Annotated in this window: 9 protein-coding genes; 3 read left to right on the top strand and 6 right to left on the bottom strand. The window is 61.4% G+C overall.

Going from position 1 to position 12,103, the window contains the following annotated elements:
• Positions 1–1,075: 1,075 nt before the first annotated feature.
• Both BQ4436_RS02535 and BQ4436_RS02530 read left to right on the top strand, forming a co-directional pair.
• The gene (locus BQ4436_RS02535; RefSeq protein WP_070975420.1) at positions 1,076–2,803 is read left to right on the top strand and encodes an ABC transporter ATP-binding protein; all 1,728 of its coding nucleotides are present in this window, start codon (positions 1,076–1,078) and stop codon (positions 2,801–2,803) included.
• Entirely contained in the window at positions 2,803–4,755 is a 1,953-nt protein-coding gene (locus BQ4436_RS02530; RefSeq protein ID WP_070975419.1) for an ABC transporter ATP-binding protein, read from the top strand. Before BQ4436_RS02535 ends, BQ4436_RS02530 begins: the two co-directional genes overlap by 1 nt.
• A 503-nt stretch (positions 4,756–5,258) precedes the next feature.
• On the opposite strand, the gene BQ4436_RS11510 is transcribed toward BQ4436_RS02530, so the two are convergent.
• Both BQ4436_RS11510 and BQ4436_RS12420 read right to left on the bottom strand, forming a co-directional pair.
• The gene (locus BQ4436_RS11510) at positions 5,259–6,248 is read right to left on the bottom strand and encodes a DDE-type integrase/transposase/recombinase (RefSeq protein WP_083329404.1); all 990 of its coding nucleotides are present in this window, start codon (positions 6,246–6,248) and stop codon (positions 5,259–5,261) included.
• Between the two features lie 29 nt (positions 6,249–6,277).
• A complete protein-coding gene (locus BQ4436_RS12420) occupies positions 6,278–7,150 on the bottom strand; it encodes a hypothetical protein (protein ID WP_255366072.1) in 873 nt (290 codons plus the stop codon).
• A 283-nt stretch (positions 7,151–7,433) separates the two neighbouring features.
• Between BQ4436_RS12420 and BQ4436_RS02510 the strand changes: the two genes are divergently transcribed.
• Positions 7,434–8,327 (top strand): ADP-ribosylglycohydrolase family protein, encoded by an 894-nt coding sequence (locus tag BQ4436_RS02510; protein ID WP_083329403.1) that lies wholly within the window; start codon positions 7,434–7,436, stop codon positions 8,325–8,327.
• 189 nt (positions 8,328–8,516) lie between these two features.
• Here BQ4436_RS02510 and BQ4436_RS02505 read toward each other — a convergent pair whose 3' ends face one another.
• The 4 genes from BQ4436_RS02505 to gluA are packed head-to-tail and all read right to left on the bottom strand — an operon-like array spanning position 8,517 to position 11,775.
• Complete coding sequence (locus tag BQ4436_RS02505; protein ID WP_070975415.1) at positions 8,517–9,455, bottom strand: amino acid ABC transporter permease; 939 nt, start codon at positions 9,453–9,455, stop codon at positions 8,517–8,519.
• Entirely contained in the window at positions 9,455–10,141 is a 687-nt protein-coding gene (gluC, locus tag BQ4436_RS02500; RefSeq protein ID WP_070975414.1) for a glutamate ABC transporter permease GluC, read from the bottom strand. The genes BQ4436_RS02505 and gluC overlap by 1 nt, the downstream gene beginning before the upstream one ends.
• A gap of 22 nt (positions 10,142–10,163) precedes the next feature.
• Positions 10,164–11,030, bottom strand: a complete 867-nt coding sequence (locus tag BQ4436_RS02495; RefSeq protein ID WP_070975413.1) for a glutamate ABC transporter substrate-binding protein — start codon at positions 11,028–11,030, stop codon at positions 10,164–10,166.
• 16 nt (positions 11,031–11,046) lie between these two features.
• Complete coding sequence (gene gluA / locus BQ4436_RS02490) at positions 11,047–11,775, bottom strand: glutamate ABC transporter ATP-binding protein GluA (protein WP_070361658.1); 729 nt, start codon at positions 11,773–11,775, stop codon at positions 11,047–11,049.
• Positions 11,776–12,103 lie beyond the last annotated feature (328 nt).

Raw genomic sequence — 12,103 nt, 5'->3', positions numbered from 1 at the left:
GAGCCACATAGTGTGTTCTTTTCTGAGACATTGTGACGAGGTACGTCGCGGTTCTGGCTAATTGGCGCGATCAGAACCGTGAGACCTTTAGCGTTCCATGTGCTTGCGGGGTATGAGCTTGTTGAACCTCAACGCAATACGTTTTCAAGGGTGTTCCCCGTGCTGGTGCGGTCGCTTGCTCTTTTGGCAGTTATAGGATTCATACATTTTCTGCCGTAGCAAGCCATTTGTTGTGAGAATTCAGCCAGCACGCCTCATCGAAGGAGGGCCCCGCTGCCTAATTGGCCACGAGCGACCGACGGCCTCTCCTCGGATCGAATTCGTTTGTTGCAGGTCGACCCTGATCGATACTCCCGAGAATATCCGGCCATGACCCGGCCACCCCAACAAAAAGGGCGGGCCCTCACGAAAGTGAGGGCCCGTGACCTGTATTGTACGGGCGTTTTCCCGTTTCACTTGTCCCAGTATATGGCTTTTCCGTGTCATATCCAACGCGAACCACCGCTTCGCGACCCAACAAAAAAGTTCAGTTCTGCGCCCGGGAACCATTTTGGGTTTTAGGCCCACTCCCGTCGACTAACACTCTAGTTTCCCCAGGTGGCGACGCATGGCCATGAAGAAAGTTCCCGAGACTTGCAGGTCCGGGGAACAATTCTAGGGCGGACCAGACAACCAGACTGCCAGACCGGGGAAGCCGTCAAAAGTCAGCAGTCAGCAAACCAACCCCCCCAACCAAAACAGCCCGCGCCGTACCGTAGTACCGCGCGGGCTGCCCCACCATGGGCCCCACCAGGCCCTTTAGGTTCGGGCCCCACCAGACCCGAAAGGAGGTCGTCACGCTGTTGCTGTCATCAGAGCCAAGCAATGTGACAGGCAATGGTGACTGACCGCATTCCATGGTACCCGGTTGGCGCGGTGGGGGCGAAGTGGGCGTCGGAAAGCGAAAAGTGGGGCGCAAGCAAAAACGCAATTCTGTTCACAAAATCTCGACGAAACTCATCATCACTACCTGTCCCCCCAAAAAATGACGCCTACAATCAAACTTTCCACTTCCACAATCTGAAAAGGACCGCCCATGGACCTCCTAAGGCTCCTGCGCAGGCACGCGCGCCCATACCGCGGCGCGATGCTCGCGGTGGTGTTGCTGCAGGCAATCACGACTGCGGCGACGCTCTACTTGCCCAGCCTGAACGCAAAAATTATCGACGAAGGCGTCTCCCAAGGTGACGTCCCCTTCATCTGGCGTACCGGCGGCGTGATGCTGGCCGTGGCGTTTGTGCAGGTGATCGCGGCGTGCGCGGCGGTCTGGTTCGGTTCGAGGGCCTCGATGGGCACGGGTCGCGATATCCGCGAGGAAGTGTTCGGCCGGGTGTCGCGGTTCTCGGCGGAGGACATGTCGCACTTCGGCTCGGCGACGCTGATTACGCGCGGGACGAATGACGTGCAGCAGGTCCAGCAGGTGTTCTTGATGTTCTTGAACTTTATGGTGGCGGTGCCGATCATGATGGTCGGCGGCGTGGTCATGGCGGTTCGGGAGGATCCGGGGATGAGCTGGCTGGTCGCGGTTTCTGTCGTTGTGTTGGCGGTGGTCGTGGCGGCGCTGATCGGTCTCCTCCTACCGTTGTTCCGCTCGATGCAGTCGAAGATTGACCGTATTAATGGCGTGCTGCGCGAGCAGATCGCGGGCGTGCGCGTGGTGCGTGCGTTTACGCGGGAGGAGTTCGAGTCCGAGCGTTTCGACGCCGCCAACGCCGACCTCACGCGGTTGAGTCTGAGGATCGGCAATTTGTTTGTGATGATGTTCCCGGTGATCATGCTGATCCTGAACCTGGCGACGGCGGCGGTCCTCTGGTTCGGCGGCCACCGTGTGGATGCGGGTGAGGTGCAGGTTGGGTCGTTGACGGCGTTCCTGCAGTACCTCCTACAAATCCTGGCGGCGGTGATGATGGGCGCGTTCATGGCGATGATGCTCCCGCGCGCCCTGGTGTGCGCCACCCGTATCACGGAGGTGTTGAAGCACGAGCCGTCGCTGACCGAGCCGCACGCCAGCACAGCCAGCGCAGCCAGCGACCCGACAGACAGCACCGTCACCTTCGAGGACGTGACCTTCACGTACCCGGGCGCGGAGGAACCGGTGCTGGACGGCATCTCCTTCGAAGCCAACCCTGGCGAAACGACCGCGATTATCGGCTCGACGGGTTCGGGTAAGTCGACGTTGTTGGGGTTGATTCCGCGCCTCTACGCGCCGACGGGCGGTCGGGTGCTGGTTGGTGGTCGGGATGTGGCGTCGTTAAGTCGTGGTCAGCTGGTGGGTGCGGTGGCGATGGTGCCGCAGAAGCCGTATTTGTTCTCGGGGACGGTGGCGTCGAATTTGCGTGTGGCCAGCCCGGATGCGACGGATGAGCAGCTGTGGCGGGCGCTCGAGATCGCGCAGGCCACGTTCGTGGATGATTTGGAGATGCCGATTTCGCAGGGCGGCACGAACGTGTCCGGCGGGCAGCGGCAGCGCCTGTGCATCGCGCGCGCGATTGTGGAGCGGCGCGGCGTCCTCCTCTTCGACGACTCTTTCTCCGCCCTCGACATGACCACGGACGCGCGGCTGCGCGCAGCGCTCGCCGAGCACGTCGCCGAGGCGACGGTGATCGTGGTGGCGCAGCGTGTCAGCTCGATCCAGAACGCGGACCAGATCCTGGTGCTCGACGCCGGCCGCATCGTGGCCCGCGGCACCCACGATGAGCTGCTGCAAACTTCGCCGACGTATCAGGAAATTGTCCGGTCCCAGCAGACTGTGGAGGCAAAATAATGGCCAACAACCAAGCCAAAGACCACGTCGAGTTGACCGACGAGGAAATCCAGAAGCTCGAGGGCTCCATGGACGGCCACTTCGGCGGCGCCCCGCGCTCCGCGAAGAACTTCTGGCCGTCCGCGAAGCGGCTGGTCGGTCTGCTGGCCCCGCACAAGGCGTTGTTTGCCCTGGTGGTGGCGCTGGTGTGCGTGTCCGTCGGGCTGAATGTGTACGCCCCGCGCGTGATGGGCCACGCGATGGACGTCATCTTTTCGGGCGCGATCGGCGCCCACTTGCCGGCCGGCGCGACCCAGGAGCAGGTGATTGAGGGCCTGCGCGCGGGCGGCCAGGACACCTTCGCGGACATGCTGTCCGGGATGGATGTGGCCCCTGGTGTGGGCGTCGATTTCTCGCGCCTCGGCGAGCTGATCCTGGCGGTGCTGGCGCTCTACGTCGGCGCGAGCCTGCTGATGTGGCTGCAGGGTTTCCTGCTGAATCGCATGGTCATGCGCGAGATTTACCGCCTGCGTGCCCAGGTGGAGGCGAAGCTGAACCGGGTGCCGCTGAGCTACTTCGACCGCGGCCAGCGCGGCGATATCCTGTCGCGCACCACGAACGACGTCGACAATGTGCAGCAGACGTTGCAGCAGGCGCTGTCGCAGGCGTTGCAGTCGGTGTTGATGGTGTTGGGCATCATGGCGATGATGTTTACGGTGTCGTGGCAGCTCACCCTGCTTGCCCTCGTCTCGATTCCGCTGACGGCGCTGGTGGTTGGGGTGATCGGTAAGCGTTCGCAGCGGCACTTCAAGCAGCAGTGGCGCGCAACGGGCCAGCTCAACGGGCACATCGAGGAGTCCTTTTCGGGCCATGAGGTGATCACGCTCTTCGGCCGCCAGGACGCCTCTCAAGAAATTTTCGACGCCCGCAACCGCGACCTCTACACCGCCTCCGCCTCGGCGCAGTTCCTCTCCGGGCTCATGATGCCGGTCATGCAGTTCATCTCCTACCTGTCCTATGTCCTCATCGCGGTTTTCGGCGGTCTGAAGGTCGCGAACGGCTCGCTGACGCTCGGCGCGGCGACGGCGTTCATCCAGTATTCGCGCCAGTTCAACCAGCCGCTCGGGGAGCTCGGCGGCATGGCGCAGATGGTGCAAAGCGGCGTCGCCTCCGCCGAGCGCGTCTTCGAGTTCCTCGACGCCCCCGAGGAGCCCCGCGAGTCGCACCCCACCCCCACACGCGCCTCCGGGCACGTCCAATTTATCGACGTCCACTTCTCCTACACCGACACTCCCCTCATCCAGGACCTCAACCTCGAGGTGCAGCCGGGCCAGAAGGTCGCCATCGTCGGGCCCACCGGCGCGGGCAAAACCACCCTGGTGAACCTGTTGATGCGCTTCTACGACATCGACTCGGGCCAGATTCTCCTTGATGGCGTCGATACGCAGTCGATGTCGCGCCAGGACTTGCGCAGCCAGGTCGGCATGGTGCTTCAGGACGCCACCCTCTTCGAAGGCACCATCCTGGAAAACATCCGCTACGGCCGCCTCGACGCCACCGACGAGGACGTCATCGCCGCCGCCAAAGCCACCCTTGTCGACCGCTTCGTGCACACCCTCCCCGACGGCTACCACACCGTCATCGACCAGGACGGCGGCGCCCTCTCTGCCGGCGAGCGCCAACTGATCACCATCGCGCGCGCCTTCGTCTCGAAGCCGTCCCTGCTCATCCTCGACGAAGCCACCTCCAGCGTGGACACCCGCACCGAGCTGATGGTGCAGCACGCCATGGCCGCCCTCCAAGCCGACCGCACCAGCTTCGTCATCGCCCACCGCCTCTCCACCATCCGCGACGCCGACCTCATCCTGGTCATGCAGGACGGCCACATCGCCGAGCAGGGCGACCACGCCTCCCTCCTCGCCCGCCGCGGCGCCTACTGGGAGCTCAACCAGGCCGGTTTCTCCGAGGACTAGGCCCCTCGGTGGGCCCCGCTGAGGCCCCGCGTGCACCACATTCCCTCCCTGTCCCCCGCCGACCTGGGCTTTTCCAAACCTGGCTGTCGAAACCCCAGGAATCTGGTGCGCGTGTCCTCCGCCCAGACACCACATTCCTGTTTTTTGAGAGGGCGCCTCAGCGTTTCCCCAGGTCGTCAACTCCAAGTGAGGGAATCTGGTGCGCACCCCCTCACCCCAGTGCCAAAGGACGCAACCCCCTTTTCACGACCTGGGCTTTTATCCCCTCCCCCAACAGGAATTGCGTCCTCTGGCACTCGCTCCACCGTCGCGCGCACCACATTCCCTCCCTGTCCCCCGCCGACCTGGGCTTTTCCAAACCCGGCTGCCGAAAAACCAGGAATTTGGTGCGCGTGTCCCCCGCCCAGACACCACATTCCCGTTTTCCGCAAGACCCCCTCGGCGTTTCCCCAGGTCGTCAACTCCACCGCTCTGTGTCAAGTGGTTGTGGGCCAGATTCATGGTTAACAATGCATCATCAATGCACGCGGCGTCGGCGCCGTCTTACTCGTTGTGCGGATAATCGTGACTTTCTCAGGCAACCCAATCGGTGTTTTCGGTATCGCGGTAATTAGCCCATCGGCAAGTGCTTGCTCGACGGCACTTCGCCGGTTGGCCTCCATCTGTTGCCACGTGCCGTCTAGCACGCTTTGCGGTGTGTAGCCATTAATCCCTCTGTGGGGCCGTTGGTTATACAAGTGTGTAAACTCATCAACCCAGCTCGCCGCGTGCTTGATGCTGGCAAAAGCCCTCGGGTAGTAGGCCATACCTTTCATGGTGTGAAACAACGACTCCATATGCGGATTATCGTTACTGATCGACGGCCTGCTGAAGGAGCGTTTGACCTGGTGGGCATCAAAAAGTTCGCCAAGGCTGCGACTGGTCATCGCTGCCCCGTTATCGGAGTGCACCGTGTCGACATCAGGGTGTGCGGCAAAGATTTCTTCAAACATATGTCGTGCCACGCGGGAATCTTCGTGGTGGGCAACGACTGCGCCAACAACAGCACGGGAATACAGATCGATTGCGGTATGGCAGGCGTAGTACTGGTTGGTGTACTTGCCTGGAAGGTAGGTGATATCCCAGCACAGCACTTGACCTGGCCGGTGTGCTTCAACATGTGGGGGCTGGTTGTTGCCGCGTGCACGCCGTGGGCGTGTTCTGCGTGTGCCGTGGCGTTGTGATAAGAGTTTGCCGTGTGCTTTGGCGACCCGGTAGAAGCTACGCAAGCTGGCGATATAGCACCCATTGTTCAATGCGTGGTAGAAGACATCATCCACACTCGAATACGGATTGGCATCCAACAAGGCCAAAATGTCGTTGACTTGCGCATCGGTTAAGCGTTTGATGTTGCGTTTGTGATGCGGGATCGGATCTTGCTTCTTCGGGCGGGGATTGTCCTGGTAATACCGTCTAGAGCGCGCCACGCCTAACACATTGCAGGCTTTCCTCATTGAGTGCCCGATACCAACGAGTGCTTCGATTAGCTCGTTTTCTTGTTGTAGGCCTGCCTCATAGCGTTGTGTTTGTTCGCCTGTGAGGATTTTCCCGCCGCGTTTGAGTCCCCGCCATGCTTCTTTGGCAGAGACGCTATAGCTTTTCCCAGTACATCACTGGTGTCCTTCCACAGCTTGTTTTCTTTGCGCAGCTTGGCGTTTTCTCGTTGTAGTGCGTTGTATTCCTTGCGGGTAATGGTGACCATGTCGTTGTTGGTGGTCTTGGGGGTGTTCAAGGGTTCTGCCTTTCTTGTGTGCGTGTAGTGGGCAATCGTGCCGTTTGCGACTTTCTCGATCCAGCCATGCATCGCTGACTGCAAGATACCGTGTTTATCCAGCAAGGCTTGTTTTGTCCCATGCGGGGCAGCCACATACTGGTGGACAAGTGAGATGATTGCTTCAGCGTCTAACACCACCGGTACAGGGGTAGTTGCCCCGGTATAGACTGCGGCGCGTTGTTGCTGGGTAAACGTGCCAAGATCAAACCGCTTCATCCACCGAATCACTCGTGATGCGTCCATGTCGTGACGGGCCAGCCAAACCTGCTTCGTCCCGTACGGTAGTTGGTGATAGATCCTGACCATCTGCTGTTTCTGAGTATCGCTATAGGTGACAATCCCGCGATCTTCAGTGTTGGGGATAAACACGACTGCCACAGCATCCGGCATGACCAACTCACTATCGGAAAGCGTGGCACCGGGTGCAAGGGTGACAGTCGGCAACGCCAGCACATCGCGTGCAGATGGCAGGCTTGCACGCCGACGTTTACGAGTTCTGCCGGGGTCGGGGTCGGTGTTGTAATCTGCCCAATCCTTCTCCGGTGGCTTGGGGATCAGCGGGGGAATATCGTGCGGGGACATGGGTGCGGACCTCCTTCGGGTTTTGGCCCACAACCAGCCTGCCACCTAGGGCACGAGAGGGAATTTGGTGCACTCCCCCTCGCCTCAGTGCCAAAGGACGCAACCCCCTTTTCACGACCTGGGCCTTTACCCCCTCTCCCAACAGGAATTGCGTCCTTTGGCACTGGCACCCCAACCTCGAACATATTTTCGCCTCACGTGCCTGCCGCGTCGGGTCCCGTTCGTATCCTGATACTTGCAACCCCCGATGGCCCCCAACAACCACCAAAGAAAGGAACCCATCATGGATCAGTCATTACGCGCGCGGGCCCGCGGCGCCATGTACGGCCAGATTATTGGCGATAACCTCGGCGCGATCGTCGAGTTCTCTTCCCCCGCGCAGATTCGCTCCCGGTTCCCGGATGGCGTTCGCGAACTCACTGGTGGCGGCCCGTTCAATGTCGCGCCGGGCCAGGCCACCGACGATTCCGAGCTGGCGCTGGCGCTTGCCCGCAGCATGGTGCGCTGCGGCGGGTACGAAGAAAAGGACGTGTTCGAGTCGTATGTGCGGTGGGCGGCGTCGTTCCCGCCGGATATCGGTAATACGTGTGCGGCTGCGCTTCGGCCACCGTTTGCGCCGAACTCAGCTAGCAAGTCGAATGGTGCGTTGATGCGGGTCAGCCCGATTGCCATCGCGTACGCGCACGACCCGCAGCTCGCCGGCGATCACGCCCGCACCGACGCTCGCCTGACTCACCCCAACGAGTACCCGGTGGCCGTCAACGGTATGTATTGTGAGGCGCTCGCCCGCACGATCAGTGGTGAGGATCCTCGCGAGGCGCTGCTCGCGGCGGCTCGGGATGAGGCGTCGACAATCAGGGAGTTCATGCAGTACCTTCCCGTGGATGTTTATAGCCATCGCATGGGGTACGTGCAGTTCGCCTGGAATATTGTGTGTTATTTCGTCGCGAACGGTTCGTCTTTCGAGGAGGACCTCGTCGCGATTGTCGGGATGGGCGGCGACACGGACACAAACGCCGCGATCGCCGGCGCGTTCCTGGGCGCGGTGTACGGGGAGGATGGGATTCCTCGCAGGTGGCGCCAGATTATCGACGCCTACTCCACCCACAAAGCGAACCGACCCGAGGAGTTTTCCGTCGAGGGCGCCCTCGACCTGGTGGACGCCCTCCTCGCCTAGTCGCGCACCACATTCCCGTTTTTTGAAAGGGCGCCTCGGTGTTTCCCCAGGTCGTCAACTCCACAAGGGGGAATTTGGTGCGCTCCCCCTCACCTCAGTGCCAAAGGACGCAACCCCCTCTTTACGACCAGGGCTTTTAGCCCCTCCCCCAACAGGAATTGCGTCCTTTGGCACTGGAGTCCTCAGCAACTATTCGTCCGGGTTCCGGATCTCCACGTAGTCGGGGTCGTGCCAGTCGACGTTGACGTTGTCCTTGGTGTCCAACCCCTGGTCGGCGAGTTCGGGCACCTTGGCGAAGATGTTGCGGCGGGCGCGGCCGGCGCGCAGTTGGCGTTCGACGCGTTGGGCGAGGACGGTGAGTCCCCAGTTGATGAGGATCATGATGATGGCCACGACGGCCAGCGAGGCGAGGAAGTTCTGGTTGGCGGATGCGCTTTGGATGCCGGAGCGGACGACTTCGACGTAGCCGATCTGGTAGCCGAGGGCGGAGTCCTTGAGCGCGATGATCATTTGGGCGATCAGGGCTGGCAGCATGGCGGCGATGGCTTGGGGCAGCAGGATGGTCCGCATGGTTTGCGGGTAGGTCAAGCCGAGTGCTTCGGCGGCTTCGGTTTGGCCTTTGGGGAGGCTCTTGATGCCGGAGCGGAGGATTTCGGCGATGACGGACCCGTTGTACATGGTGAGTCCGAAGACGACGGCGGCGAACGCCAGGTGCTTTGGCGGGGCGAGGTGGTAGATGGCGAAGAGTTGGTAGGCGAAGATCATGAGGAGGAGCACTGGGATGGCTCGGAAGATCTCGACGATGACGCCACATACCCAACGAACAAAACGATTGCGGGAGAGCCTGCCTAGGCCGAGGAGGATGCCGACGGCCAGCGCGAGCAGGATGGATGCCACTGCTGCTTTGAGGGTGCCCATGAGGCCGGGGAGGATGTAGGTGGTCCAGGTTTGGGAGTTGAGGAACGGAGTCCATTTCGCGGCGGCGAGTTGTCCGTTGGCCTGCAGTTTCCAGAAGACCCATGCGGCAATGCCGAGGCAGACGGCGAGGCTGATGCCGGTGAGGATGCGGTTGGTGCGGCGGCCGTTGGGGCCGGGGACGTCGTAAAGTACTGTTGCGCGGACGCTCATTATTTTTTCACCGCCATGCGTTCGGAGAGGGTGCCAAGGGCGAGGCCGGTTGGCAGGGTGAGGATGATGAAGCCGAGTGCGAAGATCCCGAAGATGGGGAAGAGCATGTTGGCGTGGTTTTCGATGGTGGATTTCATCAGGAGGGATGCTTCGGCGACACCGATTGCGGATGCGATGGTGGTGTTTTTCGTCAGCGCGATGAGCGTGTTGCCGAGCGGTACGATGGCTGCGCGGACGGCTTGGGGGAAGATGATGTTGCTGAATGTTTGGCCGAAGCTGAGTCCGAGGGATCGGGCGGCTTCGGCTTGCCCGAAGTGGACGGTGTTGATGCCGGAGCGCAGCGATTCCGCGACGAACGCCGAGGTGTAAATGATGAACCCGAGTACGGCGAGGCGGAAGTTGTTGTCTACCAGGAAGGTCGCGGACTCTCTATCGGCGAGGGTGATGCCGAGGTTTTGGTAGAGCCCGAAGGAGCAGAAGATGATGATGAGGGTCAGCGGTGTGTTGCGCACGACGTTGATGTAGAACGTGGACATCGCGCGCAGCACGGGGATGGGTGCGACTCGCATCGCGGTGAGGATCGTGCCCACAATCATGGAGCCGATTGCGGAGTAGATGGTGAGCTTGATGGTCAGCCAGAAGGCTGCCCAGAGCTGCGGGCCCAGGTCGGACCAGAGTGTGGACATGATGTTCCTGCCTTAGGGGGTCTTACTGTTCGATGAAGGAGAGGTCGCCAGGGGTGCCGGCGTCGACTGCGTCGTCGCCGCCAAGGTTCTTATCGACGAGGGCGTCGAACTCCCCGGACGTTTGCAGCTCCTTGAGCGCGTTGTTGATGGCGTCGGTGCCTGCGGTGTCGCCCTTTGCCAGGCCGATGCCGTAGTACTCGTCGGTGAATGGCTTGCCGTCCTTGGTCATTTCGACGACCTTGAAGTCGCCTGGGGTTTGGGCGGAGTAGCCGAGCAGGATGGTGGCGTCGGTGGTCATGGCGTCGATGTTGCCCTGGCGGAGTGCTTCAACGCAGGAGGAGTAGGTGTCGTACTCCTGGAGCTGCACGCCTGGCAGGGCGTCCTTGACCTTCTGGGCTGGGGTGGAGCCGGTGACGGAGCAGAGGATCTTGCCGTCGAGGTCCTCGAGGCCCTTGATGTCGGTGTTGTCGTTGCTGACGAGGAGCGCCTGGTGCGTGACCAGGTATGGTCCGCCGAAGTTGACGGATTCGGAGCGGCCCTTGTTGATGGAGTAGGTCGCCGCGATGGCGCCGACCTCGCCGTTCTGGATGAGGGTTTCGCGCTGTGCGGATGGGCTTTCGCGCCAGGTGATGGTCGGTTCTGCCCAGCCGTTCGCCTTCGCGATGTGGTTGACCACGTAGGTCGCTACGTCGACGTCGAGGCCGGACATGGAGCCGTCCGGGTTACGCAGGCCGAGGCCAGGCTGGTCGTACTTGGTGCCCAGGGTGACCTGGCCGGATTCGATCTGGCTGAGGAGGTCGGTGCCTTCGCCGGCACCGCCGCCACAGGCGACGAGGGTTGCGGCAGCAGCGGAGAGCGCGGCGGTGAGTGCGGCGTAACGGATGTTCATGGTGTTGTCCTTTCGGTTAGTGGGCCAGGATTTTGGCCAGGAAGTCTTTCGCCCTGTCGGTCTTCGGGTTGGTGAAGAACTCTTCGGGTGTGGCGTCTTCGATGATCGCGCCGTCTGCCATGAAGATGATGCGGTCGGCGACGCGCCGGGCGAAGCCCATTTCGTGTGTGACCACGAGCATCGTCATCCCCTCGTTGGCGAGGTTGGCCATGACATCAAGCACTTCATTGACCATTTCGGGGTCGAGGGCGGAGGTGGGCTCGTCGAAAAGCATGACTTTGGGTGACATGGCGAGCGCCCGCGCAATCGCGACGCGCTGCTGCTGCCCACCCGACAGTTGCGCCGGGTACTTGTCCGCCTGATTCGCGATGCCCACGCGGTCCAGCAGCTCAATCGCCCGCTTCTCGACGTCCCCCTTCCCCTGCTTCCGCACCTTCAACGGACCAAGCGTCACGTTGTCCTTGATGGTCAGGTGCGGGAACAAGTTGAAGGATTGGAACACCATCCCGACGTCCGCCCGCAACTTCGCAAGGGCCTTGCCCTCCTCCGGCAGCGGGACCCCGTCGATGGTGATGGTGCCTTCGTCAATCGTTTCGAGCCTGTTGATCGTGCGGCACAGCGTCGACTTCCCCGACCCCGACGGCCCGAGCACCACCACTACCTGGCCCTTCGGCACAGTAAGGTTGATGTCTCGAAGCGCGTGGTAGTCGCCGAAGTGCTTCTGTACGCCCGCTAGGTCAATCATGGCTTCACTGGAGCTATTGCCCGACCCACTCTGGGCAGTGAATGTGCTTTGTGTCATATCTGGCACGTTAGTGGCCTGGCCCACACTTTGTATAGTTCTCGGGTGCTTTTCGCCCGAAAGTTCACCCCCACTCCCCGAACTGCGCGCCTAATTCTTTTCCGGTTCGCAGCCGAACTGGGCTTTTGTTCTCACCTCCACGCCCCACCGCCCCCGCGCACCGCATTCCTTGATTTCAGAAAAAGCCTTCGGCGTTTCCCCAGGTCGTCAACTCTGGCTCTGGGAATCTGGTGCACTCCCCTCACCTCAGTGCCAAAGGACGCAACCCCCT

Origin of the sequence: Corynebacterium sp. MC3 (assembly GCF_900099485.1) — a bacterium.
GTDB lineage: Bacteria > Actinomycetota > Actinomycetes > Mycobacteriales > Mycobacteriaceae > Corynebacterium > Corynebacterium pseudogenitalium.
The sequence above is the reverse complement of the archived record's forward strand: the minus strand, read 5'-3'. Positions and strand labels throughout refer to the sequence as shown.

Excerpts from the sequence above, each read along its gene's own strand:
- gluA (WP_070361658.1), bottom strand. The coding sequence starts at position 11,775 with ATGATTGACCTAGCGGGCGTACAGAAGCACTTCGGCGACTACCACGCG.
- BQ4436_RS02535 (WP_070975420.1), top strand. The coding sequence starts at position 1,076 with ATGGACCTCCTAAGGCTCCTGCGCAGGCACGCGCGCCCATACCGCGGC.
- BQ4436_RS02505 (WP_070975415.1), bottom strand. The coding sequence starts at position 9,455 with ATGAGCGTCCGCGCAACAGTACTTTACGACGTCCCCGGCCCCAACGGC.
- gluC (WP_070975414.1), bottom strand. The coding sequence starts at position 10,141 with ATGTCCACACTCTGGTCCGACCTGGGCCCGCAGCTCTGGGCAGCCTTC.
- BQ4436_RS02510 (WP_083329403.1), top strand. The coding sequence starts at position 7,434 with ATGGATCAGTCATTACGCGCGCGGGCCCGCGGCGCCATGTACGGCCAG.
- BQ4436_RS12420 (WP_255366072.1), bottom strand. The coding sequence starts at position 7,150 with ATGTCCCCGCACGATATTCCCCCGCTGATCCCCAAGCCACCGGAGAAG.
- BQ4436_RS02530 (WP_070975419.1), top strand. The coding sequence starts at position 2,803 with ATGGCCAACAACCAAGCCAAAGACCACGTCGAGTTGACCGACGAGGAA.
- BQ4436_RS11510 (WP_083329404.1), bottom strand. The coding sequence starts at position 6,248 with ATGAGGAAAGCCTGCAATGTGTTAGGCGTGGCGCGCTCTAGACGGTAT.
- BQ4436_RS02495 (WP_070975413.1), bottom strand. The coding sequence starts at position 11,030 with ATGAACATCCGTTACGCCGCACTCACCGCCGCGCTCTCCGCTGCTGCC.